This is a genomic window from Delftia sp. RIT313, assembly GCF_000632165.1.
GTDB classification, from domain to species: domain Bacteria; phylum Pseudomonadota; class Gammaproteobacteria; order Burkholderiales; family Burkholderiaceae_C; genus Comamonas; species Comamonas acidovorans.
Genome location: NZ_JFYT01000062.1, coordinates 38,389 through 59,228 on the forward strand (window position 1 = coordinate 38,389; position 20,840 = coordinate 59,228).

A 20,840-nucleotide genomic window follows, 5' to 3' on the forward strand; every position below is an offset into this window, starting at 1 on the left:
GGCGCGGCGCTTGGCGCAGCTTCCGCAGCTCACTTGCGCTCCCTGACCACATCCATGCAGACCTTGTCCATGTTGGTCCAGCCTTCCAGAGCGCATCGAGCCGCAATGGGGTCCGCGCCATCTTTGATGGCCTGAGCAATCTGGGAGTTTCGGTGCATCACGCAGCCTGCTGGCGATAGGCAGACCAAGGCCGCCAGGATCATGCCGACGACGTCTTTCATGGCCTATCCATCCCAACGGGTTTCAGCGCATATGCACGGGCCTTGCGGCGCCAATCGTCCAAGCCAAACGCAAAGGCGTCTGCGATACCCCATCCACAGGCTGGGCCGTGTTGGCTGCTCCTGCTATCACTCCAGTAGAAGACGCTGATGGAGATATGCCCGCACATGCTCTTGTAGACCTCTGCGATCTTGATCTTCTGGCCGTTGTTGCCAGAGATGTAGACCTGTCCGACCTCTGGCATGGGGATCTGCTCAATCCCCAGAATGCGGAGAAGCCAGTTTCCGGTCATGGATACACGCCAGCTTCGTCATCTATGTCAATGACAACCTTGCTCAGATGCCATGTAGGCTCCTTCTCTGAGATGGTCTGTGAGCTGCCCCAATCCACATACACCGATGCCTTCATGCCAGTTTTGGCATGGAACGTCTTCAGTGCCTCGTGCACCAGTTGAGCTGCAGTTCGAGCGTGCTCCTGGATCTCTTGCCTGGGCGTCATGCAGCCTCCTCGACAACTTCATCCAGCCACTGCCACAGCGCATCGGCGCCAGCCGCGGCGACTTCCTCGACGGGCAGCACGTCAGCTGCCTCTGCTGCAAGGCAGCCACCGGAACGGTGAAGCTGCTCCCACTTCTGCAGGGCCTGGGCCAGTTGGGCTTTGGTGATGGTGCGACGTTGGGCAGGCGCTTTCATTGGGCTTCCTTCTTGATGAGGCCGAGTTCCGCCAGAAGCTCAGGCGATCCACTCAGGACTCAGCGGGCATGGAGGGGGTTGGCGGGGGCCCTGCGTAAATGAGAAAGCCCCGACTGCGTGAGCAATCGAGGCTTCGGTTTGGGCTATGCCCAGGAGCACCCTGTCTTTGGCCGGACTCATTGACGGCTACTCGCGGCGGCTCAAGCATGGCCGTGGTCCGCATTACGCTTTCGCTCTTCGCCATCACAGGGGTTGACTGAGATGAGTAGGCAAGGCATTTGCCCCTCACCCCGAATGCCATTCGTTCATTCAACCTTCGTGATGGCCCTGATTTCTCAGGGCGAGTTTCTCCATCGACATCTACCGCAGTCGCTACAGGCTTTGCGCCAGGCTGTTGCTACGGGCATTCGGCAGAGAGTCGCCGCGCGACAACCTTAGCAGGCAGTGCAATCGGCGAGTGCAGTTTAAATCAATGGCGGGTTGCACGCAAGCGTTTGGAGATAGAGAGGCGTGCGCGGCATACACAGTCGTCAATGAAATTGGCCGTCCGCCGGCCGATATCGCCGTGTGGGATGCGGGCATGGCCTGTGCCGCCGCAGGGCTTGCATGTCTTGTTGCTCAGCCGCGCCGTGCCCGGGACGATCTCGAACTTGCGGCCATCACAGGATCTGCAGGCCTGCTGCAGCCACCAGATGACGACTGCGTTAGCCGTGGCGTGGGCGTCTTCCTCTCCCCACTTCTTGAGCTGATCCTCGACTTGCTGGACCACGGCTGGCAGCGTCTTGAGCTTAGAGCGCATCAGCAGCTGTTGTGTGATGTTGTGCTCGTTGCACTGCTCCTCGGCGAACTTCTTGGCCTTCGCCTCTTTCTCGCCGCCCTTTTCTGCTGGCGCGCGGTAGAAGTCTTGCCACTTCATCAGCCTGGGGTGCTCTGCGCCGTCGTACTCGGTGTGCAGACGCAGCAGCGCGCTACCGATGCGGGACTCGCACCAACCGGCCGCAGCCAGAACATCGGAGTCGGATCGCGGCGCACCCTCGCGCGTGTCGCACTTCAGATCCGAGGAAGAGACAGCCGTGGCATAGGCTTCGGCGATGGTGCGGTGCTGGTTCTCGATCATGCGTGGCTCTCTTTCTTCAGTTGCAGCGTTTTTCGATGCGGCGCAGGCGCTTGCCCATCACTCGCTTGAATTTCTTGAGGTACTCGACGTCGTGCTTGACGAGCTGGTTCTGGGTGTAGAGCCAGTCCACCTTCTCATCGCCGATGCGGGCGCGGATGCGCGGTAGGTACTCAGCCAAGTTGCCGCTCAGATGCTTGTTGCAGATGGAGCAGCTCTTGTGGATGTTCCAGAGATGGAACCGGACTGCTGACGCGGCGCCCACGGAACGCAGGTGCGATGCGTGCCACTGGCCATCCCATTCGGGGCCGCGGTCACATGAGCAGCAGCCCAAGTGCTTGTCGCGCAGACGGACGATCTTGTTGATGATGTCCTGGCACTCGGACAGCCACTTGGCGCGCGGCTTGACGGCCTCCTTGCGCCGGCGAATCTCGGCCTTCGCTACCCGGGCGGCCATGCGCGCTGCCTTGGCCTGGGCCCGTTCTTCCTTTTCGCGCTTGGCGATGGCGTATGGCTCAGCGCATTCGGCGTGGACGATCTGGCTGGGGCGCTCAGGGGTTAGCTTGGCGCGGCAGTGGGCGCAGCGTGTGCGGCGGAATCCCATCAGAGCCTACACTTTCTGCGGAACTCTTCGACCTGGCGGCGACTAGCCCGGATGCCAGCCCAGAGGCTGATGAACCACCAGCCTAGAGCGAGCACCAGCAGGATGGCGGGAGAGCAGATGAGCAGAAATGCAGCCATCACTTTCCCCTCCAGGCGAAGATGGCCGCTGTGACTAAGGCACCAGTGGCCCAAGCCAATGCCAGACCAGAAGACAAGTGAGGCGCTGCGGCGATGGCTGAAGCTAGATACCAGAAATCGCTGCGGCTCATTCCTCGCCCTCCTTCATGCACAGAATCCAGAAGCCAGGGACGGTGGCCAGCGTGCACACGGCCAATGCCCATTGCTTGCTCACGCAGGCGGCCAGGATGATGAATGCAGTGCAGATGCAGTACGCTGTTTTCATTCTTTCCACCATGCTTTATTGTACGGCAAATAATTGTTGACGGGCTGCATTTTATGCCGTACATTAATACCCATGGGCAGCGCGGCGCGGTCCTCAACCAAGGAAGCAAAATGAACTCCATCACCGTCACCAGCAAGACCGGCAAGCAGATCACCCTCGCCATTGATGACAAGTGCTGCAGCATTACCGCTACCGCTGGCCATATCAGCTTTGGCGCAGAGCAGACTGCCGCAGGCTTCAAGAGCCGTTTTGCTGCCGACATTGGCGGCGGAAAGCGCGCCACTATCGATGTGGCCTGCGAAGGTGCGGAGCTGGCAAAGGTGCAAGCCCTGTTCGCCGAATTGCGCGATGGAATCGCCCGCCGCAATGCATCGCAGGCCGAGTGCGACAGCCGCCGCGCTGGCGTCCTCAACATGATGGGAGCCTGAGCTATGAAGACGACGACAGAAGCGATACGCGAGCACGGTGCCCAGGCCGTGTATGACGCAGCAAACCGACACATGGCCGGCGACAAGGCGCAAGGCCTTTGCACTGTCGGCCTCAGTGCCAAGACCATGGGTGATGTGTATGCCATCCAATCGCAGGCCTATGCAGAGCTTGGGGACGCTGCAAAGGTCATAGACTACGCAAGGGCGCAAGCCGATCTGAGCAGGATCAAGACCGATGAATGACAAACCACCAGCGCGGCGCGGCCGGCCGCCAGTTGCCGACACGAAGCGCTTGACCGAGCGCGCGGAGATACGTCTGACCCAGGCGCAGCGAGAGAAGTTCGAGGCCCTAGGCGGCGCGGAATGGGTGCGCGGCTTGATAGACAAGGCAAGGGTCACTGCACGCCCTCCCACGCCAACTTGACCTCGCGCCAGTTGCGTTGGCGAACCTCACCAGAGAACGGCGACTCACCGAAGATCTGACACAGGCGCGAGAAGTCGGCCCAGGTCATGCCATCGTGGCCGCTGGTCTTGACGAAGTGCGGAGCCTGGCTGTCCAGCATGTCCGGGTCGTCGTCCAGAATGGCGTAGTTGGTCACTTCGACGTGGTTGTCCAGCCAGTGCTGGATTTCTGCGCCGCGTGGGCCAGCCATGCTTGGCGTGCGATCGATGATCGGCAGGTCGAATGCCTTGGCCACGTCCTTGTGGTCGTGGGTCAGCCGCCAGGCGCTGGAGAGCACCACTTGGATGCCAGACGAGTCGCACAGGCGCTGCAGCAGCTTGATGGCCACCCAGTCGAATGCCTCGGTGTGCATCAGTTCATGTGGATAGCCGCCATGGGCCACGCATGTGCGGGTGCTGTTGAGCACGCCGTCAATGTCGAGAAACAGAACCCGCATCACTTCCCCTCCCACAGGTCATAGAACGTCACGCCTAGCTCGGAGGCGGCGTAGGCCTCCACCCGGGTGCAGAACTCGGAGAACTCGGCCGTGGTCAGGTCGGCGCTGCTTTTGCCCACGACTTCGCCGTTTGGCAGCTCCACCACACCGATGAACAGGCGCTTGAACATCTCGTGCCAGGTCTCGGCGTCGTACTGCTTGCCGTTGACGACTGCCTGCGCCGCCACCTGGGCCAGCACGCCCTGCCCCCAGTACCGCTTGTTCTGGGCCTTGGTGCGCTTGCGGCGCGTGACGGTCAGCACCCAGCGGCCAGAGCCCTGCAGCACGTCCTTGAGGAACGGGAACAGCTGGCCCTTGATGGCGACCCAGGCCTGCTGCCGGCTGAACAGCTCGATTTCTAGGCGGTCAGTCATGCCTGAGCCCCCTTCCCCGCCCGCACCATGTCGGCCAGCTCGTCAGCAGGCTTGATGCCGTACTGCAGCTCCAGTGCCAGCTGGGCGTAGTGGATGACCTTCTTCAGGTCCTCGGCGCCGTTCTTGGCCTTGTGCCGGGTGGCGTACTTCACGATGTTGCCCTGGAAGAAATCAAGGCCGTTGGCGTGGATGTACTGGATGGGCTGGATGGTGCAGTCCTTGTAGTGGGTGCCGCCTGCTTGAGTGTTCAGTGCGCTCATGCTTGCTCCTTCGGCGCCTGAGCAGCAGCACAGCGCAGGATGGCGAGCCGCATGCGGTCCGCGCGCAGCGACTCGTCCGGCACGTCTTCGAGGTACTGCTGCTCCGATGAATCGCCGTCCGTCCACACGCTGGCGCAGACCCAAGGGTGGCGGTCGTGGGGGTCGTTGTGCTCTACGCTGATGCGCAGCTCGGCCATCAAGTCCATGGATTGCTCCTTGGAGGACCGAGGGCTCCACGCAGGCATGCACTTCGATCGGTCCCATGGCTGGAGCGCCCCTGTGGCATTGAGATGGACCCAGCCTGTGCAGTCGTCGGGCCATTCTTCGTGCGCTTCGAGGATGCGAAGACCCACAGCCCGCGCTGCCGCCTCGGTCATTTCGCGTTCTGTGCTCATGCTGCGCCTCCGTTCTTGGCTGCTGCCTGGGTTGCGATGGCTGCGTCAATTGCCTGTTGCGCGGTATCGAAGCGGCAGCGCATCAGGAATTCATCATCCCGAGCGCTGGGGGATGGCTCAGATTCCCATTCGCCTTCGAGGTTGAGTACCTCTCCGAATTCGCGCACCGCCCACTTAAAGCCCCCGCGAGACTGCGCAACGCGCTCAATGCGTGCAGATCCCACGGCATAGGCAGACACCTCAGCCCCTGCCGGCTCCCCCTCCAGCTTCTCCCGCAGGGCCTTGTTCTCTGCGTCTAGTCCAAGCAGCACGGCGGCGATCCGCACATCCCCTTGGCGGCGCGGTCCCTTCTCCAGCATCTCCGCCAGCCTCAGCGCTTCGCTCTGTGTCTCTGTCTTGCTCATTGCCCCACTCCTTTGTTGATCCACTCGGCCCGCTTGGTGGCCTGCTCTTGAGTTACTGCCTTGTGCTGCTCGCAGGCCGGCGCGGTTGCGCTGTACGTGTGGCCCTTGGCTCGCTTCATGCACTGCGCGAAGCCGAGCCGGCGCATGCCGGCGTCCGTTTTCTTGGGCTGCCAGTGCTGGCAGGAGATGCAGGTGGTCATGCGGGCTCCTGGCATATGTCCGCGCGCTTCGCGCCGCTGCGGCGCTCGCAGAGGACGGGCCGCAGCCGGCACGCGGCTGCATCGCACTCCTCGCGCGTGCCGATAGCGATGGGCACGTAGTCCATGCGGCGGTTTTCCGCGCAGGCCCGGCGGTTCTCGGTCAACATGTCCATCACAGGCTCGATGTGCATGGCGCATTGGCTCTGGCTCCAGAGGAGCGCATAGGGATGGTTCGTTTGGCTCATGGGATCTCCTAGAAGTTGGCGGCGCGGGCGCGGCCGGTGGGCTCTGCAACTGGGCGACGGACGGGGAGAGGCTTGAGCCAATCGCCCATCTGCTGGTACTTGCCGATGAACTCCATGGGCACCACGCCCTGGGGGCCGTTGCGGTGGGCAACAATCTCCAGCTCGGCGTAGCCCTCGAACTCGGCGGTGCGCTTGCTCTGCGGATGAGCCCAGTCGGTGAATAGCAACGCAATCTGGTCAGCTGCTGCCTCGATAGCGCCGGAGTCGCGCAAGTGGCTCATCGTTGGTCGGCCGTAGTGCTCGTCGGCCTTGCGGCTCATTTGGCTCAGCACCACAACGCAGATGCCCAAGTCCAGTGCGAAGGATTTGATGCCGTTGACGATCACGTCCAGTTCGCGGTTGCGGTTCTCCTCGCCTGCGCCCTCCATCAGCTGCAGGAAGTCCACAAACAGCACGTCCAGGCCACGCTCGCGGCGCACCTTCAATGCCTTGCGGCGGATGTCCATCAGGGACAGGCTGCACTGGTCGTCATGGCTCAGGCGCAGATTCCCCAGGCGGCGCGCGGCGTCACCAACGGCATCCCACATGGCTGTGTCGGTCTCGCTCGCGGCCAGGATCCGGGAGATGTCGAACGAACCTGCTGCGGCCGTGTGCCGGTGCATCAGCTGGTTCACGGGCATTTCCTGGCTCAGGTACAGCACGCTGTTGTCACGGGCCATGTTCCGGGCCATAGCCAGGGCCAGCGCGGTCTTGCCGTGCTTTGGCCGGGCGCCGATCACCATCACTTCGCCGCGGCGCATGCCGCCGTTCAGCAGCTTGTCCAGTCCCCCGATGCCGGTGGCGATGGCGGGGTTCTTCCCCTCCGACAGGTCTTGCAGCAGCGCGATGTACTTCTCCAGCGACTCATGGATGTACTGGGGATCGCGCTTGGCTTTCACCGTCGCCAGCTTGGCCAGCATCATCTGGGCCTTGTCGATCTGCTCCGCCGCCGTGTTGCCCGGCGTCATGGCCAAGTCCACGATGTCGCGGCCGGCATCCATCAACTGGCGCAGGCGGTACTGGCCCACGATCTCCTCGACGTACCGACGCATGCTCGATGGGCTTGGCGTGTACTGGGCGAGGTCCGTCACGTCCGCCAGTTCGATATCCAGATCCTGGCGCCGCAGCTGCTCGAAGACGGAGATCGGGTCGGTCGGCGCTCCGGTGGTCGCCAAGTTCTTGATGGCGCGGAACACGTCGCGGTGCATGGGGGCGTAGAAAGCCGCGTCATCCAGCTCGGGGAGAGCCGTCCACGCCTGCGGGTCAAGCAGCAAGCCACCCAACAGCGCGCGTTCCGTCTCGTAGCTCACGGGGGTTGCCAGCTGCTCACGCATGGGACACCTCCGCCTGGTGGTAGGCGCCTTCCAGCACCTTGCTGAACTTCTCCAGCTGCATCAGGAACCCGATGTTGCAGCCCGTCCACTTGCCGTCACGGCCGGTCAGGAAGTCGGACTTTGCGACGTGCTCAAAGTACTTGCGGAACCACTCCACGCCCTCGGCGGCGTTGGTGGCCAGGCGCTGTCCGGAACGAGGGCCGCGCTCATGGGTCGCCGTCAGCACCCAGGCCCAGCGTTGGCGCATCGGCGCGGCACGCTTGCCCGCCTTGAACAGCGAGCGGCGCGGCGCTGGCAGTGTGGGCAGCAGTTCCTCATAGGCGTCCAGCAGGGCATCGATGGGGCAACTCGGCACGCCAGCAGCTTTGGCCTTGCCTTCATCGGTGAACAGCTCGTCCATCGACTTGCCCGGCGACGAAGTTGCCAAAGAAGCTTTAGCTTCTTCTTTATCTGGTGTTGGTGTTGGTGTTGGTAGCTCAGCATCCGTTGAGCGTTCGTTGAGCGTTCGTTCATCGCTCGTTTCTTCACCGCTCTTCTTATCGGAAACGTTCGCTCCAGCCTTCGCTTGACGAGCGCGCACCGATGCTTCTGCGGACGCTTTAGCCTTCGACTGCTTCTCCTTCATCTTGGAGATCTCGTCGTTGCAACGAGCGTGCAGCCATCCGTCATCCGTCAGGGTGAAGAACTCGTTCAGCACTCGCTCAACGTCCGCTGCATTGGCCTTCATGCGGATCTTGCGCGCGACATCAGCAGCATCAGGCGGGAGTGGTCCCTCGTTCAAGTAGTAGGCGTCGAGCAGACGGCGATATGCGCAGTCCTCGATGGGATCGAGGTGCGCTGTATGGGCGATGTAGTCGCCGATATGGAAGGGGTAGTAGTTCATCGCCCCTCCCTGCTTGCATCACGTTGCATTCGATTCCTCTTGTGCGCTGGCCGTGTGGGCCATAAAATGCGCATGTCTTTTCGTGAACCGTCTGAATCCCGGGTGCAACCGAGACCAGACACAAAGATCGCCTGCCGCCTAACAGCCGCAGGCTTTTTTGTTTGCCCTCCTCATATCGATGCCTTGCGCATTGCGTGGCGGCGGTCGCTCTCGGCGCGGCTGACTGCCTGGCCGACGACGCGGATGTATTGACCAGCTGTGTGATTGACCGGGCGCTGATGCCTTGTGCCGGCCATCACGGAGCGATTGGGGATGTGGAATGCGGTGGGCTTCATGGCGATCACTCCGCGCGGCCTTCGTTGTCCTTGGCGTGGCGCGCGTTGACAGCGGCACGAAGGGAAGTCAGCTTCTCGATGGCCTGCTGGATTTCGCGGTCCACGCGGCGGCGGTCGTTGTCCGACATGTGCTGATCGGAAAGGGACATGGCGACCTCAGAAACCACATCAGCCATTTCCTTGGAGCTGTCAGCAGCCAGCATGTGCAGGCAAGCAGATGCGACCGTGGTCGGCGAGACGCACGCAGCATCCACGGCGCTCTTGAAGCCCGAGCAGTCAATGCCCTGCTCGCTCAGCATCTCCACGATCTGCTGGGTGTCGCTCAGGCCAAGCTTGTGCGTGCTGGAGGTGTTGGCCAGTTCCTTGCGCAGCACCTCGTCGGACTTGCACAGCCTCAGCGCCACGGCGGGACGGCCTCCGGGGTACTGGTTGACTGCTGTGCGCAATGCATCGATCCACATCATTTGTCTGTTCTCCGGTCTAGTTGGACGTTGCCCTTAGGGCTTGGGGATAGGAAACTCGCTAGATGCAACCAAAAACAACACAAGAACTTCAAAAGCAGTTCATGAGCGAGCACGCTGCTGAGTTCCGTCACTTCGCTCGGCTTCTGCTGACGACTTCGGCCGGCATGCTTGCTTTGATGGCTGGCCTTGCCAGCCAGAGACAACCAGGTGTTGCGTGGCCAGATCTCGCTGAAACTGCGTTTCAGGCAGGCTGGGCGTTGCTTGCAGTGAGCCTGCTGAGTGGACTTGCTGTGCAGTGGCTTGAGGCGATGCGCCTGCTAGATGACGCGGAGTTCCTAAAGCAACTAGAAATTCAGGAGGAAGCTCAAGGAACTCGATGGGACGAGCCCAGGCTTTTTCGTCGCTTGCCGCAAAGACGACTTGCCTGGTATTTCCGCGTGCAGACCGGATGCTTCCTCGGATCAGTCGTCGCACTGACAGCAGCGCTGCTCTGGCGATAGCACCAGGACTACGCATGGCTGCTCTCCTTGGCCTTCCGGCGCTTTAGCTCAGGCCAGATTTCTTCCCAGTCATCCGGTCGCAGCTTGGTTCGCGAGATGCCCAGGAGCTTCTCGACCTTCACGCAGTGCTTTTCGCCGAGGGGGTTGGGGCTGTTCAGCCACTTGTGGACAAGGGCCTGAGAGTGGCCCATGAGACGCCCAAACGCTGACTGCGATCCAGCGATGGAGATGGCCTCACGGAGGGCTGCAGCAGATGGGTTCTTGTCATGCATAGACCCATTTTATAACCCAGGTTATGAAAGTCAATAACCCCGGTTCTTTGACCGTCAACAACCGTGGTTATAGGATTGAAGAATGTCAGTGAGTACTTTTGCAGAGCGCGTTCGCGCGCTCAGGGAGATGCGTGGCTGGTCTCAAGCCCAGCTTGGCGAAGCCGCAGGCATCTCTCAGGTTTCGATAGCCAAAATTGAGAAGGGCGGCGCTACAAAGCACACGGGCAAGATTGCTAGAGCGCTAGGTGTGACCGCCGAGGAGCTTGAAGGTGTTAAACCAACCCATCAGGGACAGTCAGGCAAAGTCCATCCAGACCTAAGGCGCCAGGATCTTGTGCCTCTGATTTCATCAGTTCAGGCCGGGAACTGGTCGGAGATCTTGGATAACTTCCAGCCAGGCGATGCTGAAGACTGGCTGCCATGCCCAGTTCGCCACGGCCCCAGCACTTTCTGCCTCCATGTGGAAGGCCAGAGCATGAGCAATCCTGGCATGCGGCCAACCTATGAGCCTGGGGACATTATCTTTGTTGACCCTGGGCGAAGTGCTCAGCCAGGCGATAGGGTTGTCGTTCGGCTTGAGGATCAGCGCCAAGCGACATTCAAGCAGTACCTCGAAGAAGATGGTCGAAAGTTCTTGAGGGCCTTGAACCCAGATTGGAAACCGAAGATCATTGAGATTGACGGAGAGGCAACGATCTGCGGTGTTGTCATCGGGAAGTGGGTGCCAGAGTAGCGACCATTAATTAGGAGTGGGGATGAATCTGATCACGAGAGCCGGCGCGGTGCTGGCCGCGCTTGTTTTGGCAGCATGTGCTGCGCCAAGCCCCAAGACGAGCGCCGAGGTTGCGGCGGCGATCAAAGTTCAAGACTCCGAGTTTGACAGCTCCAGGACATATCTCGGTCCTTACGTCTCAGAGACCTCTGGCGTAGGCCTATTCAAAGATCACTTCTCCTGGCGCATCCGCGCCTTTCAGGACAAGAAGACTGGAGACGTCAGAAGGCAGCTGTACCTCAACACGTCCAACATCTTTGGCTGGCGCTTCTACCGTACCGCAAGCTTCTCCGGCGGAGATATCGTCCCAGCTGACAGGATATCTTCTGAGCCATCTTGCTCAAGGACTGGATGTACCTACTATGAGACGGTGGGTGCCATCATCAGCCAGGAGAAATGGGTTTCCGCAAGAGACGGGGTCCTGCAAGTCCGCTTCAACGCGCAGTCTGGAAACGACATCATTGCTTCAATCAGCCCTGAGTACAGGGCTGCAATCGACCAAGCCATGAGCGTGCAACTTCCTCGGCGAGATGCGCCAACCTCTGAACGCGTACCAACAAGCAGCCAGCCTTCTTTGCCGACAGCGCCTGCGCTGGCAACCCAAGGCAAGCCCAAGGTTGGGCGCTATTCGAGCGCTGTGGAGGGTCTCGTCAACAGGCAGTCCTGTAGTGCCACACCCGTCGCGAACCTGAGTTCCTCAGGACCCGGTTACGAGAACTACTCTGTCGCATGTTCCAGCGGAGACACCCTGATGTTCCGATGCGAATTCGGCAACTGCAGGCAGCTACGGTAGCCGCCAACCGCCACAAGTCAGGCCCACGCAACAGGTGGGCTTTTTTTTGCGCCCACGAATAACCACGGTTATTGACACACTGATAACCCTGGTTATAAACTACATCCCAGACGCAGCAACAAACGCGAAACGACCTCGGCAAGCGATACGGAGCCGGGAAGCCCGACAGGAAGCAGAGGGCAGGTCGAGCCTCAAGGGGCGTGCGTGTTGCGGCGGCGGGTGTCACGGGATCGGCCGGGCGCTGACTGGTCTTTAACAACAGAGGGCTACAGAGAGATGCGGCGGCGTGAATGGACACGTCTGATGAGGGACTGACGTTCGGGCTTCAGCTTTTGCTGGTCGAAATACCTCTGGGGAACCTTTACAGGCCCAAAAACAGAACGAGCAGGTATCGAGCCCTGCCCGCATCTCTCTGTAGCTCTCAAGGAAGGATGAACAGGCCGCAAGGCCCTGCCCCTGTGATCTGTCGGCAGAAGCAAAAGACAGGTGGCGCGAGAACCAACACTCGCGAGCCGGGCCCAGCTGGGGCTAGATCAAAAACGCGTGCTGGAGCCGGGAAACCGGGAGATGCCAGCCGTCCACCCTGAACGACATCAGGGGAAAGACCAAAGCGCATTCGCCGAGTGCGCTTCGTTTTTTCTAAGGAGTAGCAATGCTAGATCACGGAGTACTGAATGTTCCGCTGTCCAAGCGCGGGAACATCGACAGCCAGATTGACCGCTACAAGCGTGAGAAGGCGATCTCGGAACGCAACGAACTCGATGCGCGGAAGTCCGAGTTCGACGCAAAAAAGACCAAGGCTTTGGCCATGGTTGCCCAGCTATCTGACCAGCGCGCTCAGGAGCTAATGACGAAGCACAAGATGACCCGAAAGCAGCTTGATGCGGAACTCAAGTTCATCGCCAGAACGAAGCCCGCTGCATTACTGCGGCGCGGCATCTAACCGCCCGCCCCTGGCGCACAGGGGTAGAACCAAAGGCGCCACGGCCCTTCGCGGCGCCTTTGGTTTTTCAACAGGAGCAGCAATGGACATTCAGAGACTGCGCAACCTGACCACGGGGCGCCTGCATACGGAGATGACTCACATCTACCAAGACATTGAGTTCTTCACGGGAGAGGGCGGTTTCATGACGCACATGCTTTCCAACGCAATGAAGGCGCTCAAGCCTCATCTCCAAGAAGTGTTCAAAGAGGAGCGCCTCTGGGACGGCGCGTATGAACCTTCGCACCAAGGTCAAGTCAAGGCCTTGCCAATGACGCCGGATCAGATTCAGAAGTTCTGGGAGCGTTATGAGGCGCTGCCTTCTGGCTGGCAATGACCCCCTCCCCCGGCTCGTAGCCGGGGCACACCAAGGAGATGAGAGATGCCGTATTTCAGCGTCAAAGCGTACGCACACATGACCCTGCTGATCAAGGCCGATGACGCCGACGAGGCAGCCCAGATCGCTTTTGAGGAAGCCAGTTTTCATCTGGCGACCGATACCGGAGTGGAACCTGCAGTGCTTCTGGAGGCAGAGGAAGACATCGAGTCATGCAGGCGTCACGCTGATCAGGTCTTCAGCGCCTGATCCTCGCCCTGGCAAGCCCAGGGCCATCACATCTGCAACTGGGTCCCTCGGGATAGTGCTGCAGCTCTGCCGGTTGCAGTTGTGATGGTTTTCCAGCCGCGCGCTTCCCACCGCCCAGCAAGTCGGATGCTGGGATTGAGGCGCGAACACGGCTCTCTTTTCAGCCGCGCGCGTCGGATTGATCGCAAGCGACGTGACGCGCACCACGCGGCTCTTTACACCCAGGCTCTGCAATGCAGGGCCTTTTTCGTTTCTGGCCTGCGGGCCGCACACAGGAGAAATCATGTCTGAAGCCCAAAGCACCCTCATCACCAAGGCCCGAGTCAAAGCATGGAAAGCATGCTCGTCTGGATACAGCTGGTTCCTGGAGAACTACAAGCTCGCCGAAGCTGAGTTCGTGCCGGTCTACCAGCATCTGGTCCGTGATGGCCGTGGCAGTGATGCTGACTGGCTGATGGGCAAGCTCTTTCCGGAAATCGGCGCGGAACTGCGGGTCAAGCTGGTGACGCAGATTGCCGGCGCGGACGAAAAGCTGATTGCCGAACAGCATGCGGCTGGTGCTCCTGGCGCGTCCACAGAAGACAAGGCCAACGCAGCGACCACTGGCAACTGGGCCAACGCAGCGACCACTGGCAACTGGGCCAACGCAGCGACCACTGGCTACCGGGCCAACGCAGCGACCACTGGCTACCGGGCCAACGCAGCGACCACTGGCGAGGGGGCTGTGTCCGCCGTCCTCGGCCAGTGCGGCAAGGCCATGGCTGGCGACGGTGGCGCCATCGTGATCGCCCATCGTGACGACGACGGCAACCTGCTTGGCGTGAAAGCCGCGATGGTCGGCCAGGACGGAATCAAGCCCGACGTCTGGTATGCGCTGGATGAGGACGGCGCATTTGTCGAGGCAGAGGAATCATGAACGCCCGCCCCCCATGCCTCGCCAGCCGAGACGCTGATGCTCTGGCCGCGCGCGAGAGCGAGTACGACGCCGAGGACGCTGCTCTTGATGCATACACCCTTGAGCACTACGGCCCGCCGTTCGCGCCTGAGTTCGTGGAAGAGGCGCTGCACAAGGCGCCGTTCGCCACGGCAAAGAAGATCGCGGGCGCAGGTCACTACATGGCCATCTGCAGCCCCATTGACGACTGGCTGCGCGACTTCGCCACACAGTGCGCACGCCAAGATATGCAGGAGGCCCGCAATGCTTGACGCAGCAAAGGCCGCCGCGCATCCCGCAATTGCCGAAGCTCTAATCCTGCAGCTGCAGGGAGAGAACGCAAAGCTCAAGGCTATATGTGAAGCGGCTAAAGGGATGAGCAATCTCTATGGGCACCTGTGGGACTTGGAAGGTGGACATGGCATGTTGTCCCCAGAAAGTGTCCAGAAGTACGACAAGGCGCATGAAGCCCTCGATGCCGCGTTGAAGGGGCTGGATCCCCAATGAACCCAACCAACACCAACCAGAACCCGCCCCTCCCGGCGGGTTTCGCTTTTCAGGAGCCACCGCAATGCAACGAGTGACCCCGGCAGAGCCCTTCAACCCCGATCCCGATGCCCGCTACCTGCGCGAGTGCTCGCGGCCCGGGCCGGTGCATGAGCCGGATGCCGATGGAGTGCCCGGCGGCTGGCTGCTGATGGTGCTGACCGCCCTGCTCCTGCTGGCCGTGAACGGCTGCAGCCAGGCCGGCGCACAGGAGCCCCAGCCCACGCCCGAGGAACAGCGCATTGCGCGCGCCACGGCACGGGCATGCGAGGGCCTCACCCCGGTCTACGAGGCCGGCAGTTTTTCGTGTTTCAAGGAGAGATAGATGCCTGAAGCGACAACCCTGGCGCAGCTGTCCGTCGTGGCCGTGGTCCAGTTCAACGATGAAGAGGCCCTGGTGCTCAACCGTCCGCTGCAGCTGACATATGAGCGCGTAGGCAATGACTACATAGGTTCCGACGGCCCGTTCCGTGATGCGCTCGTCTATTCGCACGGCAGTGGCCGATTCGTGGCCTTCGCTGGGCGAGAGCTGACGATCCCGATGAAGGACGGCACCGTGCAGAAGCTCAAAGACCACTGGTGGAGCGGATCCATTGACGGCTTCCGCCAAGCCACGATATCCAATGTGGAATCCTTGAAGCGCTGCTACGTCTTCAGAGGCGCACTCTGCGATCCCGAAGCATTCGCCGCGCTGCGGTCTGCATACCAGGGATGCGTCTACCCGTACCGCGACTACGAAAAAGTCATCAAGTACGACGACCTGTGGAAACGCATCTTCCACGAGGAAGGTCGTTGCCGGGCGCTAATCCAGGCAATCAAGGCCAAGGACGCAGAGCTGCGGGCACTGGACCCGGGCCAGAAGCTGCGCCAGATGGAGCGCGATGCCCGCGCCGCTGTGCAGTCCGTGATCGACAAGGCTGCAGCCCGCCACCTGGCGGCCATGGCCAGCACCACCTGGAGAACATCATGAAGAAAGAGCACCCGCACGCGCAAGTGCTGCGCTGGATCGCAGATGGGGAGACTGTGCAGTTCAAGCACCCTAGCCATGAGTTCGCTGACTGGGCTGACATTTCCACAAGATGCTCGAATTTTGCGGGATACCTTGTCACCTGCCCAGATTTGATCGACGGCTACGAATTCCGCATCAAGCCCAAGACCATCACGGTAGGCGACCGCGAGATCGAGGCGCCCATCAAGTCCGGTCCTGGCTACTTCGTCACTGACACGGGACATGAGCTGTCGTGGTTTGACGATGAGCGCGACAGGAATTCTTTTGCCGACATGCAGAAGAACGGCCGCGTCTTCGCCAGTATCGAAGCCGCGCGCGCAGCACAGGAAGCATTCACAGCACTGCTGACCAGGGAGCCTTCATGAGCGAAGCGATCAACTCCAGGCCCGGGCCTTGGCTTTCGGAAGGAAATTGGACCTACACGCTGCAACACGCAGGCTGGAGGCGCGGAGAGGAACAGTTTGAAAACCGTCTTTTCGCCCAGGTTCAGCCCGGGCGGAACAGCAGTCTTGCTGAAGCCAACCCCATAGCCAGCCTATTCGCCGAGGCTGGCAACGTGTTCCACGAAACCGGCCTGACGCCGCGCCAGCTGGTGGAGCAGCGGGATGCGCTACTCGCAGAAATTGAGCGCGAGTACACGGAACTCAGCGACTTCCAGAACGAATGGCATGGACGGAATACAGAGGCTGGGCAAGCAAAACTGTGCAGGCTGCGTGCCTTGATCGCCAAGACGACCGGGCGCGATGAACAGGATGTGCAGGACGACTACGGCACACGCACTCGACGCGCGGCGCTGCAGCAGAAGGAGCGGCCATGAAGCACCTCTTCTACGCATTCGCTTGGCTGGCCTTCAACGCAGTGGCGTTCGGGCTCGCAGCCGCGCACCTTATCAACTCAGGCGCCTTCTAGCGCAACCGAGCTCACCATGGCCTATCACTACGACCTCGCTGAATCCATGGCAGAGGAAGCCTCCTGCCGCCAGGTAGAGCACGACCAAGCATCCCAAGCAACTCAAGGAAAAAACCATGTCCATCGCAACAATGATCCTCGGCAACTCGGGCAGCGGGAAGTCAACGAGCCTGCGCAACCTGGACCCGGATAAGACGCTGCTGATCCAGTGCATAAACAAGCCTCTGCCATTCCGCGCAGGTTGCTGGAAGCCCTGCAGCAAAGAGAACCCGCAAGGGAGCGTAATCCGCACCGACAGCCCTGAAAAGATCCTGCGCATCCTGGAAGGCAGCACAAAGGAAATCGTCGTGATTGACGACTATCAGGCCGTGCTGATCAACGAGCTGATATCCCGAAGCAACGAGCGCGGCTACGACAAGTTCACAGACATCGCCAAGAATGCATGGAGCGTATTTCAAACCGCTGGAAAGCTGGCTGAACACCGGCGCGTCTACATCATGACGCACACCCAGACCGACGAGACCGGGCAGGTGAGGATGAAGACGGTGGGGAAGATGGTGGACAGCATGATTGTCCCGGAAGGCTATTTCACGATCGTCCTGCGCACCGAACTGATCAACGGGCAATACCTGTTCGCCACCCAGACCAACGGCCAGGACTGCTGCAAGTCACCAATGGGAATGTTCCCGGATCACCACATACCCAACGATCTCGCCGATGTGGACTCGAAGATATGCGAGTTCTACGGCTCCACCGAAACCGCCTAACAGGGCGGTTTTTCTTTTCCAAGCGCCACCAAGCAAAGGACCAAGCGCAATGTACCAACTCGACACATCAGCAGCTCGTGAAGCCGAGAACGTCAGCAACTACCTGTCCGAAACGGGGAAGTACAAGGGAAAGTTCACCAGGGCCGAAAAGCTGGTGAGCACGAAGAAAGGAACGCACGGCATCGGCTTCACATTCGAGACGGATTCGAAGCAGACCACGCGCTTCGACATCTGGACGATGAATTCCCAGAACGAGTACCTGGGAGGCTTCAAGGCCGTCAACGCCATCATGGCCTGCATGAAGCTGAAATCCCTGTCTGAGGGCCGTGCAGAGGTCGAACGCTACGACTACGAGTCGAAGCAGCGCTACAAGGAAGAAGCAGACGTGTTCCCCGATCTCGTCGGCAAGCCCATCGGCTTGGTGTTGGTCAACACGGAATACGAAAAGATGCGCGACGGACAAAAGACTGGCGAAACAGGATGGCGCCTGGAGCTTGTCGCGCCATTCGAGGCGGCTACCGGCTTCACTGCCTCCGAGATCCTGGACCGCGCAACGCAAGCGAAGAAGCTGGATGCATTGGTCTCCATGCTGGCAGATCGCCCGCTGAAGAACCGCCCAGCGCCACGCCAAAGCGCCGGACATGCGCAAAACGGCGGTCCGCCTGCTGGGCATCCAGCCAACGCTGGTTTTGCCCCGAGCGATGACGACTTTCCCTATTGATGCGTAAGGGGCGCTTCGGCGCCCTCTTCTTTTGGAGAAATCATGAACATCACTCTGTTCGATGCCGCGCAGCAAGTGCGCGAGGCCATGGGGGAGATCGATCCGGACACAGGAGAAATCTCCGAATCCTACGCAGGCAGTGTCGCCCTGTTCGAGCAGAAGGCTGTGGCGTGCGTGGCATATGCGAAGGATGAAGAAGTGAACATCGCTGCAGCCAAGGCAATGCTCAAGCAGATGCAGGAGAAGCTGAAGGCCCGGGAAGATCGCCTTGTCCGCTTCAAGGCATACATGGCTGACTGCATGCAGGCCACCGGCATCACCGAGATCAAGCACGAAAACGGCCTGTTCGGCGCAAAGCTTTACTTCGGGCGTGATGAGGTTGTTGTGCTGGCTGATGGCTATCAGTTCCCGCCAGAGCTTTGCAATGAGCCGAAACCACCGGAACCCAGCAAGACCAAGATCAAGGCTGCCATCAAGGCAGGCCAGCCGGTCAGCGGAGCTCAGATCATCCGCAAAGATCGACTCGTCATCAGCTGAGGCAATCATGGAACTCAACAGAGCCCAGCGCCGCGCGGCAAAGAAACAGCGGCGCCCTGTACTTGGCGCTGGGCACATCCAGTTGCCCATCAACATCCGTTTCAACGCGGCAGACGAAACGCAGCTGCAGCTTGTTCCGCTCGGCCTCGCGACAACGCTTATCGAAGGCACCGCAGACGAATCGACGTGGCACACGCTGACGCTGCGGATCAACTGGGGCAGGTTTCTGGCTGGCGACCACTTCCCTGATGCCGAGCCTGCCATGGTGGCCGCGCAGGACGCCATGCGCTCCATCAGCGCACGCCACGACCGCGCACAGACCTGGGGAGCCTCAAAGCCAGAGTACGACTCAATCTACGAGGCAATACGCATCTGCAATGAGATGCAGCAGCAGTGCACGCGGCGTGAACTGCGTGACGCCCTGGAGCGGGTCTACGCAGCCAACGAGTACCACCGCAAGGTGACTGAGATCAAAAACCGGCTCGACGCCAGCGCCTGACACTCCCACCCCCGAAGCCCTCCCGGTATGCCGCGAGGGCTTTTTTCTGTCCCAAATCAGCCATGCCCGCCTACTACAACCAAGGAGTGCACTAAATGCCAAGGCTCCCGCAACTCGAGGCAGCCAGAGCCTCAGGGGCATCAACCTATTTCACTGGGAAACCATGCCTATCTGGGCATGTAGCAGAGCGATACGTATCTACGAGAGCGTGTGTTGTCTGCGCAGATCTGAAGGCAAAACGATGGCAAAAGGAGAACCAGGACAGCCGCCGCATTGCAGAGAATCATCGCCGCCGCAAACGCCTTTTCGGGATCGATGAACCAGCATACAAAGCAAAGCTCGTTTTACAGGGTGGCGGATGTGCTATCTGCGGCGGCGTGAACAACACCACACGTCGCGCTCTGGCTGTGGACCATGACCACAGTTGCTGCCCCAATGAAAAGTCTTGCGGGAAGTGTGTGAGGGGCTTGCTTTGCGACAACTGCAATCACGGCATTGGCAAATTCCGGGATGACCCTGAATTGCTATTGAAGGCAGTGGAGTACCTGCGCTCATGGCAAGTTATTACAACGAAATAGACCCGTACGCGGCCCAGTGGCTGCGCAACCTCATCACTGCCGGGCACATCGCGCCTGGTGTGGTGGACGAAAGGAGCATTGAAGATGTTCACCCCTCCGACCTGCGCGGATTCAAGCAGTGCCATTTCTTCGCCGGAATCGGGGTTTGGAGCCTGGCCCTGCGGCGCGCCGGCTGGTCCGACGACCGACCTGTTTGGACTGGTTCCTGCCCGTGCCAACCTTTCTCCGCGGCAGGCGCGGGAGCTGGGTTTGATGACGAGCGGCACCTTTGGCCGCATTTCCACTGGCTCATCCAAGAGTGCCGCCCTGCAGTCGTCTTTGGAGAGCAGGTTGCGAGCCGCGACGCAGACCCTTGGATCGACCTTGTACAAGATGACCTGGAAGGCCTGGAATACGGGGTCGCAGCGGTCCCGTTCCCGTCTGCGGGCGTCGGTGCTCCGCACATCCGCGACCGGCTCTACTGGGTGGCCAACGCCCACGGCAGCACTGGCCGAAAAGGGCGTGCGCACCTTCGAGGGCGGACTGATGGAGGCGATGCGCAGCCATGGACCGGATCTGGCTGCTGCAGCGTGCTTGACGGGCTGGCCAACTCCTCAGGCGAGGGACTGGAAGGGCGCGAACGAAGCCGGAAACGACCTGACCCACAACGCGCGACCACTGAACGAGGTGGCGCGGCTTGCGGGCTGGCCGACGCCCACCAGCACGGACGCACTGCGCTGCCCCTCGATCGATGCCACGACGCCCAACATCACGTTGAACCATGCGGCGAACCTAGCCGGCTGGCAGACGCCGAAGGCATCGGATGGGATCGGAGGGCAGGGTTTCCGGCAAGGGGTCTCTATGACGGGCCAGATGCCGAACGGAGCAAAGGCATCAATGGGCTTGCCTGCTTCTGTGAAGCTTGCCTTCAGCGATGCGAGCCAGCCGGCCCGACTAACGGCCGATGGACGGATGCTGACTGGCTCCTCTGCAGGGATGGCAAGTGGAGGCCAGTTGAACCCGGCACATTCCCGCTGGCTCATGGGGCTCCCTCCCGAGTGGGACGACTGCGCGCCTACGGCAACGCGATCAACGCGGTCCAAGCGGAAACCTTCATCCGCTGCGT

At 60.7% G+C, this 20,840-nt stretch carries 40 protein-coding genes and 1 pseudogene; 21 read left to right on the forward strand and 20 right to left on the reverse strand.

Annotated elements, in window-relative coordinates; all coding sequences use genetic code 11:
* Positions 1–29: 29 nt before the first annotated feature.
* The 7 genes from BW39_RS19110 to BW39_RS31540 form a co-directional block, all read right to left on the reverse strand.
* Positions 30–221 (reverse strand): hypothetical protein, encoded by a 192-nt coding sequence (locus tag BW39_RS19110; protein WP_043823694.1) that lies wholly within the window; start codon positions 219–221, stop codon positions 30–32.
* Positions 218–511, reverse strand: coding sequence for a hypothetical protein (locus tag BW39_RS19115; RefSeq protein WP_043823695.1), 294 nt, complete (start codon positions 509–511; stop codon positions 218–220). Before BW39_RS19115 ends, BW39_RS19110 begins: the two co-directional genes overlap by 4 nt.
* Positions 508–717 (reverse strand): hypothetical protein, encoded by a 210-nt coding sequence (locus tag BW39_RS31535; protein ID WP_161787000.1) that lies wholly within the window; start codon positions 715–717, stop codon positions 508–510. Before BW39_RS31535 ends, BW39_RS19115 begins: the two co-directional genes overlap by 4 nt.
* Entirely contained in the window at positions 714–911 is a 198-nt protein-coding gene (locus BW39_RS19120; RefSeq protein WP_043823696.1) for a hypothetical protein, read from the reverse strand. Before BW39_RS19120 ends, BW39_RS31535 begins: the two co-directional genes overlap by 4 nt.
* 469 nt (positions 912–1,380) lie before the next feature.
* Positions 1,381–2,028 (reverse strand): hypothetical protein, encoded by a 648-nt coding sequence (locus BW39_RS19125; protein WP_043823697.1) that lies wholly within the window; start codon positions 2,026–2,028, stop codon positions 1,381–1,383.
* A 16-nt stretch (positions 2,029–2,044) separates the two neighbouring features.
* Positions 2,045–2,629, reverse strand: a complete 585-nt coding sequence (locus tag BW39_RS19130) for a recombination protein NinG (protein ID WP_043823698.1) — start codon at positions 2,627–2,629, stop codon at positions 2,045–2,047.
* Between the two features lie 264 nt (positions 2,630–2,893).
* Positions 2,894–3,031 carry a hypothetical protein gene (locus tag BW39_RS31540; protein ID WP_161787001.1) on the reverse strand — a complete coding sequence of 46 codons (138 nt, stop codon included), beginning with the start codon at positions 3,029–3,031 and terminating at the stop codon, positions 2,894–2,896.
* 110 nt (positions 3,032–3,141) lie between these two features.
* Between BW39_RS31540 and BW39_RS19135 the strand changes: the two genes are divergently transcribed.
* Together BW39_RS19135 and BW39_RS19140 are read left to right on the forward strand one after the other, a co-directional pair.
* Positions 3,142–3,459, forward strand: coding sequence for a hypothetical protein (locus tag BW39_RS19135; RefSeq protein WP_043823699.1), 318 nt, complete (start codon positions 3,142–3,144; stop codon positions 3,457–3,459).
* A gap of 3 nt (positions 3,460–3,462) precedes the next feature.
* Positions 3,463–3,702 carry a hypothetical protein gene (locus tag BW39_RS19140; RefSeq protein WP_043823700.1) on the forward strand — a complete coding sequence of 80 codons (240 nt, stop codon included), beginning with the start codon at positions 3,463–3,465 and terminating at the stop codon, positions 3,700–3,702.
* A gap of 152 nt (positions 3,703–3,854) precedes the next feature.
* Here the strand turns inward: BW39_RS19140 and BW39_RS29870 are convergent, their stop codons facing one another.
* The 11 genes from BW39_RS29870 to BW39_RS19190 all read right to left on the reverse strand — a co-directional run bounded on the left by BW39_RS29870 (position 3,855) and on the right by BW39_RS19190 (position 9,330).
* Positions 3,855–4,358, reverse strand: a complete 504-nt coding sequence (locus BW39_RS29870) for an HAD domain-containing protein (RefSeq protein WP_052155385.1) — start codon at positions 4,356–4,358, stop codon at positions 3,855–3,857.
* Positions 4,358–4,771, reverse strand: coding sequence for a recombination protein NinB (locus BW39_RS19150; protein ID WP_052155386.1), 414 nt, complete (start codon positions 4,769–4,771; stop codon positions 4,358–4,360). The genes BW39_RS29870 and BW39_RS19150 overlap by 1 nt, the downstream gene beginning before the upstream one ends.
* Positions 4,768–5,031, reverse strand: coding sequence for a DUF3310 domain-containing protein (locus tag BW39_RS19155; protein ID WP_043823701.1), 264 nt, complete (start codon positions 5,029–5,031; stop codon positions 4,768–4,770). Before BW39_RS19155 ends, BW39_RS19150 begins: the two co-directional genes overlap by 4 nt.
* A complete protein-coding gene (locus BW39_RS32030) occupies positions 5,028–5,237 on the reverse strand; it encodes a hypothetical protein (RefSeq protein ID WP_235264241.1) in 210 nt (69 codons plus the stop codon). Before BW39_RS32030 ends, BW39_RS19155 begins: the two co-directional genes overlap by 4 nt.
* Positions 5,238–5,422: 185 nt before the next feature.
* On the reverse strand, positions 5,423–5,830 hold the full coding sequence (locus tag BW39_RS19165) for a hypothetical protein (RefSeq protein ID WP_043823703.1): 408 nt from the start codon (positions 5,828–5,830) through the stop codon (positions 5,423–5,425).
* Positions 5,827–6,030 (reverse strand): hypothetical protein, encoded by a 204-nt coding sequence (locus tag BW39_RS19170; protein WP_043823704.1) that lies wholly within the window; start codon positions 6,028–6,030, stop codon positions 5,827–5,829. Before BW39_RS19170 ends, BW39_RS19165 begins: the two co-directional genes overlap by 4 nt.
* A complete protein-coding gene (locus tag BW39_RS19175) occupies positions 6,027–6,275 on the reverse strand; it encodes a hypothetical protein (RefSeq protein ID WP_043823705.1) in 249 nt (82 codons plus the stop codon). Before BW39_RS19175 ends, BW39_RS19170 begins: the two co-directional genes overlap by 4 nt.
* Positions 6,276–6,283: 8 nt before the next feature.
* Positions 6,284–7,648: a replicative DNA helicase gene (locus BW39_RS19180; protein WP_043823706.1), complete on the reverse strand. Its 1,365-nt coding sequence runs from the start codon at positions 7,646–7,648 to the stop codon at positions 6,284–6,286.
* Positions 7,641–8,531 (reverse strand): YdaU family protein, encoded by an 891-nt coding sequence (locus BW39_RS30505; protein ID WP_081816254.1) that lies wholly within the window; start codon positions 8,529–8,531, stop codon positions 7,641–7,643. Before BW39_RS30505 ends, BW39_RS19180 begins: the two co-directional genes overlap by 8 nt.
* 170 nt (positions 8,532–8,701) lie before the next feature.
* On the reverse strand, positions 8,702–8,866 hold the full coding sequence (locus BW39_RS31545; protein ID WP_161787002.1) for a hypothetical protein: 165 nt from the start codon (positions 8,864–8,866) through the stop codon (positions 8,702–8,704).
* A 5-nt stretch (positions 8,867–8,871) separates the two neighbouring features.
* On the reverse strand, positions 8,872–9,330 hold the full coding sequence (locus tag BW39_RS19190; protein WP_043823708.1) for a phage regulatory CII family protein: 459 nt from the start codon (positions 9,328–9,330) through the stop codon (positions 8,872–8,874).
* Between the two features lie 62 nt (positions 9,331–9,392).
* On the opposite strand from BW39_RS19190, the gene BW39_RS31175 reads away from it, so the two are divergent.
* On the forward strand, positions 9,393–9,830 hold the full coding sequence (locus BW39_RS31175) for a hypothetical protein (protein WP_152547273.1): 438 nt from the start codon (positions 9,393–9,395) through the stop codon (positions 9,828–9,830).
* 8 nt (positions 9,831–9,838) lie between these two features.
* Here the strand turns inward: BW39_RS31175 and BW39_RS19195 are convergent, their stop codons facing one another.
* On the reverse strand, positions 9,839–10,102 hold the full coding sequence (locus BW39_RS19195) for a transcriptional regulator (RefSeq protein WP_052155388.1): 264 nt from the start codon (positions 10,100–10,102) through the stop codon (positions 9,839–9,841).
* 82 nt (positions 10,103–10,184) lie between these two features.
* On the opposite strand from BW39_RS19195, the gene BW39_RS19200 reads away from it, so the two are divergent.
* From BW39_RS19200 to BW39_RS32035, 18 genes and pseudogenes are all read left to right on the forward strand, one after another.
* On the forward strand, positions 10,185–10,835 hold the full coding sequence (locus BW39_RS19200; RefSeq protein ID WP_235264242.1) for a LexA family protein: 651 nt from the start codon (positions 10,185–10,187) through the stop codon (positions 10,833–10,835).
* A gap of 22 nt (positions 10,836–10,857) precedes the next feature.
* A complete protein-coding gene (locus BW39_RS31180) occupies positions 10,858–11,667 on the forward strand; it encodes a hypothetical protein (RefSeq protein ID WP_152547274.1) in 810 nt (269 codons plus the stop codon).
* 652 nt (positions 11,668–12,319) lie between these two features.
* Complete coding sequence (locus tag BW39_RS19205; RefSeq protein WP_043823709.1) at positions 12,320–12,610, forward strand: hypothetical protein; 291 nt, start codon at positions 12,320–12,322, stop codon at positions 12,608–12,610.
* An 82-nt stretch (positions 12,611–12,692) separates the two neighbouring features.
* Positions 12,693–12,986: a DUF7736 domain-containing protein gene (locus tag BW39_RS19210; RefSeq protein WP_043823710.1), complete on the forward strand. Its 294-nt coding sequence runs from the start codon at positions 12,693–12,695 to the stop codon at positions 12,984–12,986.
* A 45-nt stretch (positions 12,987–13,031) separates the two neighbouring features.
* Entirely contained in the window at positions 13,032–13,235 is a 204-nt protein-coding gene (locus BW39_RS31550) for a hypothetical protein (RefSeq protein WP_161787003.1), read from the forward strand.
* Positions 13,236–13,518: 283 nt separating this feature from the next.
* Positions 13,519–14,151 (forward strand): hypothetical protein, encoded by a 633-nt coding sequence (locus tag BW39_RS29875; RefSeq protein ID WP_052155389.1) that lies wholly within the window; start codon positions 13,519–13,521, stop codon positions 14,149–14,151.
* Positions 14,148–14,441 carry a hypothetical protein gene (locus BW39_RS19220; protein ID WP_043823711.1) on the forward strand — a complete coding sequence of 98 codons (294 nt, stop codon included), beginning with the start codon at positions 14,148–14,150 and terminating at the stop codon, positions 14,439–14,441. The genes BW39_RS29875 and BW39_RS19220 overlap by 4 nt, the downstream gene beginning before the upstream one ends.
* Positions 14,434–14,676 (forward strand): hypothetical protein, encoded by a 243-nt coding sequence (locus BW39_RS31185; protein ID WP_152547275.1) that lies wholly within the window; start codon positions 14,434–14,436, stop codon positions 14,674–14,676. Before BW39_RS19220 ends, BW39_RS31185 begins: the two co-directional genes overlap by 8 nt.
* 64 nt (positions 14,677–14,740) lie before the next feature.
* Positions 14,741–15,040 carry a hypothetical protein gene (locus BW39_RS19230; protein ID WP_043823713.1) on the forward strand — a complete coding sequence of 100 codons (300 nt, stop codon included), beginning with the start codon at positions 14,741–14,743 and terminating at the stop codon, positions 15,038–15,040.
* A complete protein-coding gene (locus tag BW39_RS29880; RefSeq protein WP_052155390.1) occupies positions 15,041–15,685 on the forward strand; it encodes a hypothetical protein in 645 nt (214 codons plus the stop codon).
* Positions 15,682–16,089, forward strand: a complete 408-nt coding sequence (locus tag BW39_RS30510) for a hypothetical protein (protein WP_081816255.1) — start codon at positions 15,682–15,684, stop codon at positions 16,087–16,089. The genes BW39_RS29880 and BW39_RS30510 overlap by 4 nt, the downstream gene beginning before the upstream one ends.
* Positions 16,086–16,541: a hypothetical protein gene (locus BW39_RS19245; RefSeq protein WP_043823715.1), complete on the forward strand. Its 456-nt coding sequence runs from the start codon at positions 16,086–16,088 to the stop codon at positions 16,539–16,541. The genes BW39_RS30510 and BW39_RS19245 overlap by 4 nt, the downstream gene beginning before the upstream one ends.
* A 208-nt stretch (positions 16,542–16,749) precedes the next feature.
* Positions 16,750–17,400, forward strand: coding sequence for a hypothetical protein (locus tag BW39_RS19250; protein ID WP_043823716.1), 651 nt, complete (start codon positions 16,750–16,752; stop codon positions 17,398–17,400).
* Between the two features lie 49 nt (positions 17,401–17,449).
* Positions 17,450–18,121 carry a hypothetical protein gene (locus BW39_RS19255; RefSeq protein ID WP_043823717.1) on the forward strand — a complete coding sequence of 224 codons (672 nt, stop codon included), beginning with the start codon at positions 17,450–17,452 and terminating at the stop codon, positions 18,119–18,121.
* Between the two features lie 42 nt (positions 18,122–18,163).
* Complete coding sequence (locus tag BW39_RS19260; protein ID WP_043823718.1) at positions 18,164–18,658, forward strand: siphovirus Gp157 family protein; 495 nt, start codon at positions 18,164–18,166, stop codon at positions 18,656–18,658.
* A gap of 7 nt (positions 18,659–18,665) precedes the next feature.
* On the forward strand, positions 18,666–19,157 hold the full coding sequence (locus BW39_RS19265; protein WP_152547276.1) for a hypothetical protein: 492 nt from the start codon (positions 18,666–18,668) through the stop codon (positions 19,155–19,157).
* Between the two features lie 95 nt (positions 19,158–19,252).
* On the forward strand, positions 19,253–19,735 hold the full coding sequence (locus tag BW39_RS32290; protein WP_081816256.1) for an endonuclease VII domain-containing protein: 483 nt from the start codon (positions 19,253–19,255) through the stop codon (positions 19,733–19,735).
* Positions 19,711–20,157 (forward strand): annotated as a pseudogene (locus BW39_RS32035) (DNA cytosine methyltransferase); the annotation flags it as partial. The gene BW39_RS32290 and the pseudogene BW39_RS32035, both read left to right, overlap by 25 nt.
* A gap of 171 nt (positions 20,158–20,328) precedes the next feature.
* Here the strand turns inward: BW39_RS32035 and BW39_RS32040 are convergent.
* Complete coding sequence (locus BW39_RS32040; protein WP_235264246.1) at positions 20,329–20,757, reverse strand: hypothetical protein; 429 nt, start codon at positions 20,755–20,757, stop codon at positions 20,329–20,331.
* Positions 20,758–20,840: the final 83 nt, after the last annotated feature.

What these genes read in the sequence shown, in the direction of transcription:
- BW39_RS19110 (WP_043823694.1), bottom strand. Translation starts at nt 221, where the DNA reads ATGAAAGACGTCGTCGGCATGATCCTGGCGGCCTTGGTCTGCCTATCG.
- BW39_RS19115 (WP_043823695.1), bottom strand. Translation starts at nt 511, where the DNA reads ATGACCGGAAACTGGCTTCTCCGCATTCTGGGGATTGAGCAGATCCCC.
- BW39_RS31535 (WP_161787000.1), bottom strand. Translation starts at nt 717, where the DNA reads ATGACGCCCAGGCAAGAGATCCAGGAGCACGCTCGAACTGCAGCTCAA.
- BW39_RS19120 (WP_043823696.1), bottom strand. Translation starts at nt 911, where the DNA reads ATGAAAGCGCCTGCCCAACGTCGCACCATCACCAAAGCCCAACTGGCC.
- BW39_RS19125 (WP_043823697.1), bottom strand. Translation starts at nt 2,028, where the DNA reads ATGATCGAGAACCAGCACCGCACCATCGCCGAAGCCTATGCCACGGCT.
- BW39_RS19130 (WP_043823698.1), bottom strand. Translation starts at nt 2,629, where the DNA reads ATGGGATTCCGCCGCACACGCTGCGCCCACTGCCGCGCCAAGCTAACC.
- BW39_RS31540 (WP_161787001.1), bottom strand. Translation starts at nt 3,031, where the DNA reads ATGAAAACAGCGTACTGCATCTGCACTGCATTCATCATCCTGGCCGCC.
- BW39_RS19135 (WP_043823699.1), top strand. Translation starts at nt 3,142, where the DNA reads ATGAACTCCATCACCGTCACCAGCAAGACCGGCAAGCAGATCACCCTC.
- BW39_RS19140 (WP_043823700.1), top strand. Translation starts at nt 3,463, where the DNA reads ATGAAGACGACGACAGAAGCGATACGCGAGCACGGTGCCCAGGCCGTG.
- BW39_RS29870 (WP_052155385.1), bottom strand. Translation starts at nt 4,358, where the DNA reads ATGCGGGTTCTGTTTCTCGACATTGACGGCGTGCTCAACAGCACCCGC.
- BW39_RS19150 (WP_052155386.1), bottom strand. Translation starts at nt 4,771, where the DNA reads ATGACTGACCGCCTAGAAATCGAGCTGTTCAGCCGGCAGCAGGCCTGG.
- BW39_RS19155 (WP_043823701.1), bottom strand. Translation starts at nt 5,031, where the DNA reads ATGAGCGCACTGAACACTCAAGCAGGCGGCACCCACTACAAGGACTGC.
- BW39_RS32030 (WP_235264241.1), bottom strand. Translation starts at nt 5,237, where the DNA reads ATGGACTTGATGGCCGAGCTGCGCATCAGCGTAGAGCACAACGACCCC.
- BW39_RS19165 (WP_043823703.1), bottom strand. Translation starts at nt 5,830, where the DNA reads ATGAGCAAGACAGAGACACAGAGCGAAGCGCTGAGGCTGGCGGAGATG.
- BW39_RS19170 (WP_043823704.1), bottom strand. Translation starts at nt 6,030, where the DNA reads ATGACCACCTGCATCTCCTGCCAGCACTGGCAGCCCAAGAAAACGGAC.
- BW39_RS19175 (WP_043823705.1), bottom strand. Translation starts at nt 6,275, where the DNA reads ATGAGCCAAACGAACCATCCCTATGCGCTCCTCTGGAGCCAGAGCCAA.
- BW39_RS19180 (WP_043823706.1), bottom strand. Translation starts at nt 7,648, where the DNA reads ATGCGTGAGCAGCTGGCAACCCCCGTGAGCTACGAGACGGAACGCGCG.
- BW39_RS30505 (WP_081816254.1), bottom strand. Translation starts at nt 8,531, where the DNA reads ATGAACTACTACCCCTTCCATATCGGCGACTACATCGCCCATACAGCG.
- BW39_RS31545 (WP_161787002.1), bottom strand. Translation starts at nt 8,866, where the DNA reads ATGAAGCCCACCGCATTCCACATCCCCAATCGCTCCGTGATGGCCGGC.
- BW39_RS19190 (WP_043823708.1), bottom strand. Translation starts at nt 9,330, where the DNA reads ATGATGTGGATCGATGCATTGCGCACAGCAGTCAACCAGTACCCCGGA.
- BW39_RS31175 (WP_152547273.1), top strand. Translation starts at nt 9,393, where the DNA reads ATGCAACCAAAAACAACACAAGAACTTCAAAAGCAGTTCATGAGCGAG.
- BW39_RS19195 (WP_052155388.1), bottom strand. Translation starts at nt 10,102, where the DNA reads ATGCATGACAAGAACCCATCTGCTGCAGCCCTCCGTGAGGCCATCTCC.
- BW39_RS19200 (WP_235264242.1), top strand. Translation starts at nt 10,185, where the DNA reads ATGTCAGTGAGTACTTTTGCAGAGCGCGTTCGCGCGCTCAGGGAGATG.
- BW39_RS31180 (WP_152547274.1), top strand. Translation starts at nt 10,858, where the DNA reads ATGAATCTGATCACGAGAGCCGGCGCGGTGCTGGCCGCGCTTGTTTTG.
- BW39_RS19205 (WP_043823709.1), top strand. Translation starts at nt 12,320, where the DNA reads ATGCTAGATCACGGAGTACTGAATGTTCCGCTGTCCAAGCGCGGGAAC.
- BW39_RS19210 (WP_043823710.1), top strand. Translation starts at nt 12,693, where the DNA reads ATGGACATTCAGAGACTGCGCAACCTGACCACGGGGCGCCTGCATACG.
- BW39_RS31550 (WP_161787003.1), top strand. Translation starts at nt 13,032, where the DNA reads ATGCCGTATTTCAGCGTCAAAGCGTACGCACACATGACCCTGCTGATC.
- BW39_RS29875 (WP_052155389.1), top strand. Translation starts at nt 13,519, where the DNA reads ATGTCTGAAGCCCAAAGCACCCTCATCACCAAGGCCCGAGTCAAAGCA.
- BW39_RS19220 (WP_043823711.1), top strand. Translation starts at nt 14,148, where the DNA reads ATGAACGCCCGCCCCCCATGCCTCGCCAGCCGAGACGCTGATGCTCTG.
- BW39_RS31185 (WP_152547275.1), top strand. Translation starts at nt 14,434, where the DNA reads ATGCTTGACGCAGCAAAGGCCGCCGCGCATCCCGCAATTGCCGAAGCT.
- BW39_RS19230 (WP_043823713.1), top strand. Translation starts at nt 14,741, where the DNA reads ATGCAACGAGTGACCCCGGCAGAGCCCTTCAACCCCGATCCCGATGCC.
- BW39_RS29880 (WP_052155390.1), top strand. Translation starts at nt 15,041, where the DNA reads ATGCCTGAAGCGACAACCCTGGCGCAGCTGTCCGTCGTGGCCGTGGTC.
- BW39_RS30510 (WP_081816255.1), top strand. Translation starts at nt 15,682, where the DNA reads ATGAAGAAAGAGCACCCGCACGCGCAAGTGCTGCGCTGGATCGCAGAT.
- BW39_RS19245 (WP_043823715.1), top strand. Translation starts at nt 16,086, where the DNA reads ATGAGCGAAGCGATCAACTCCAGGCCCGGGCCTTGGCTTTCGGAAGGA.
- BW39_RS19250 (WP_043823716.1), top strand. Translation starts at nt 16,750, where the DNA reads ATGTCCATCGCAACAATGATCCTCGGCAACTCGGGCAGCGGGAAGTCA.
- BW39_RS19255 (WP_043823717.1), top strand. Translation starts at nt 17,450, where the DNA reads ATGTACCAACTCGACACATCAGCAGCTCGTGAAGCCGAGAACGTCAGC.
- BW39_RS19260 (WP_043823718.1), top strand. Translation starts at nt 18,164, where the DNA reads ATGAACATCACTCTGTTCGATGCCGCGCAGCAAGTGCGCGAGGCCATG.
- BW39_RS19265 (WP_152547276.1), top strand. Translation starts at nt 18,666, where the DNA reads ATGGAACTCAACAGAGCCCAGCGCCGCGCGGCAAAGAAACAGCGGCGC.
- BW39_RS32290 (WP_081816256.1), top strand. Translation starts at nt 19,253, where the DNA reads ATGCCAAGGCTCCCGCAACTCGAGGCAGCCAGAGCCTCAGGGGCATCA.
- BW39_RS32040 (WP_235264246.1), bottom strand. Translation starts at nt 20,757, where the DNA reads ATGAGCCAGCGGGAATGTGCCGGGTTCAACTGGCCTCCACTTGCCATC.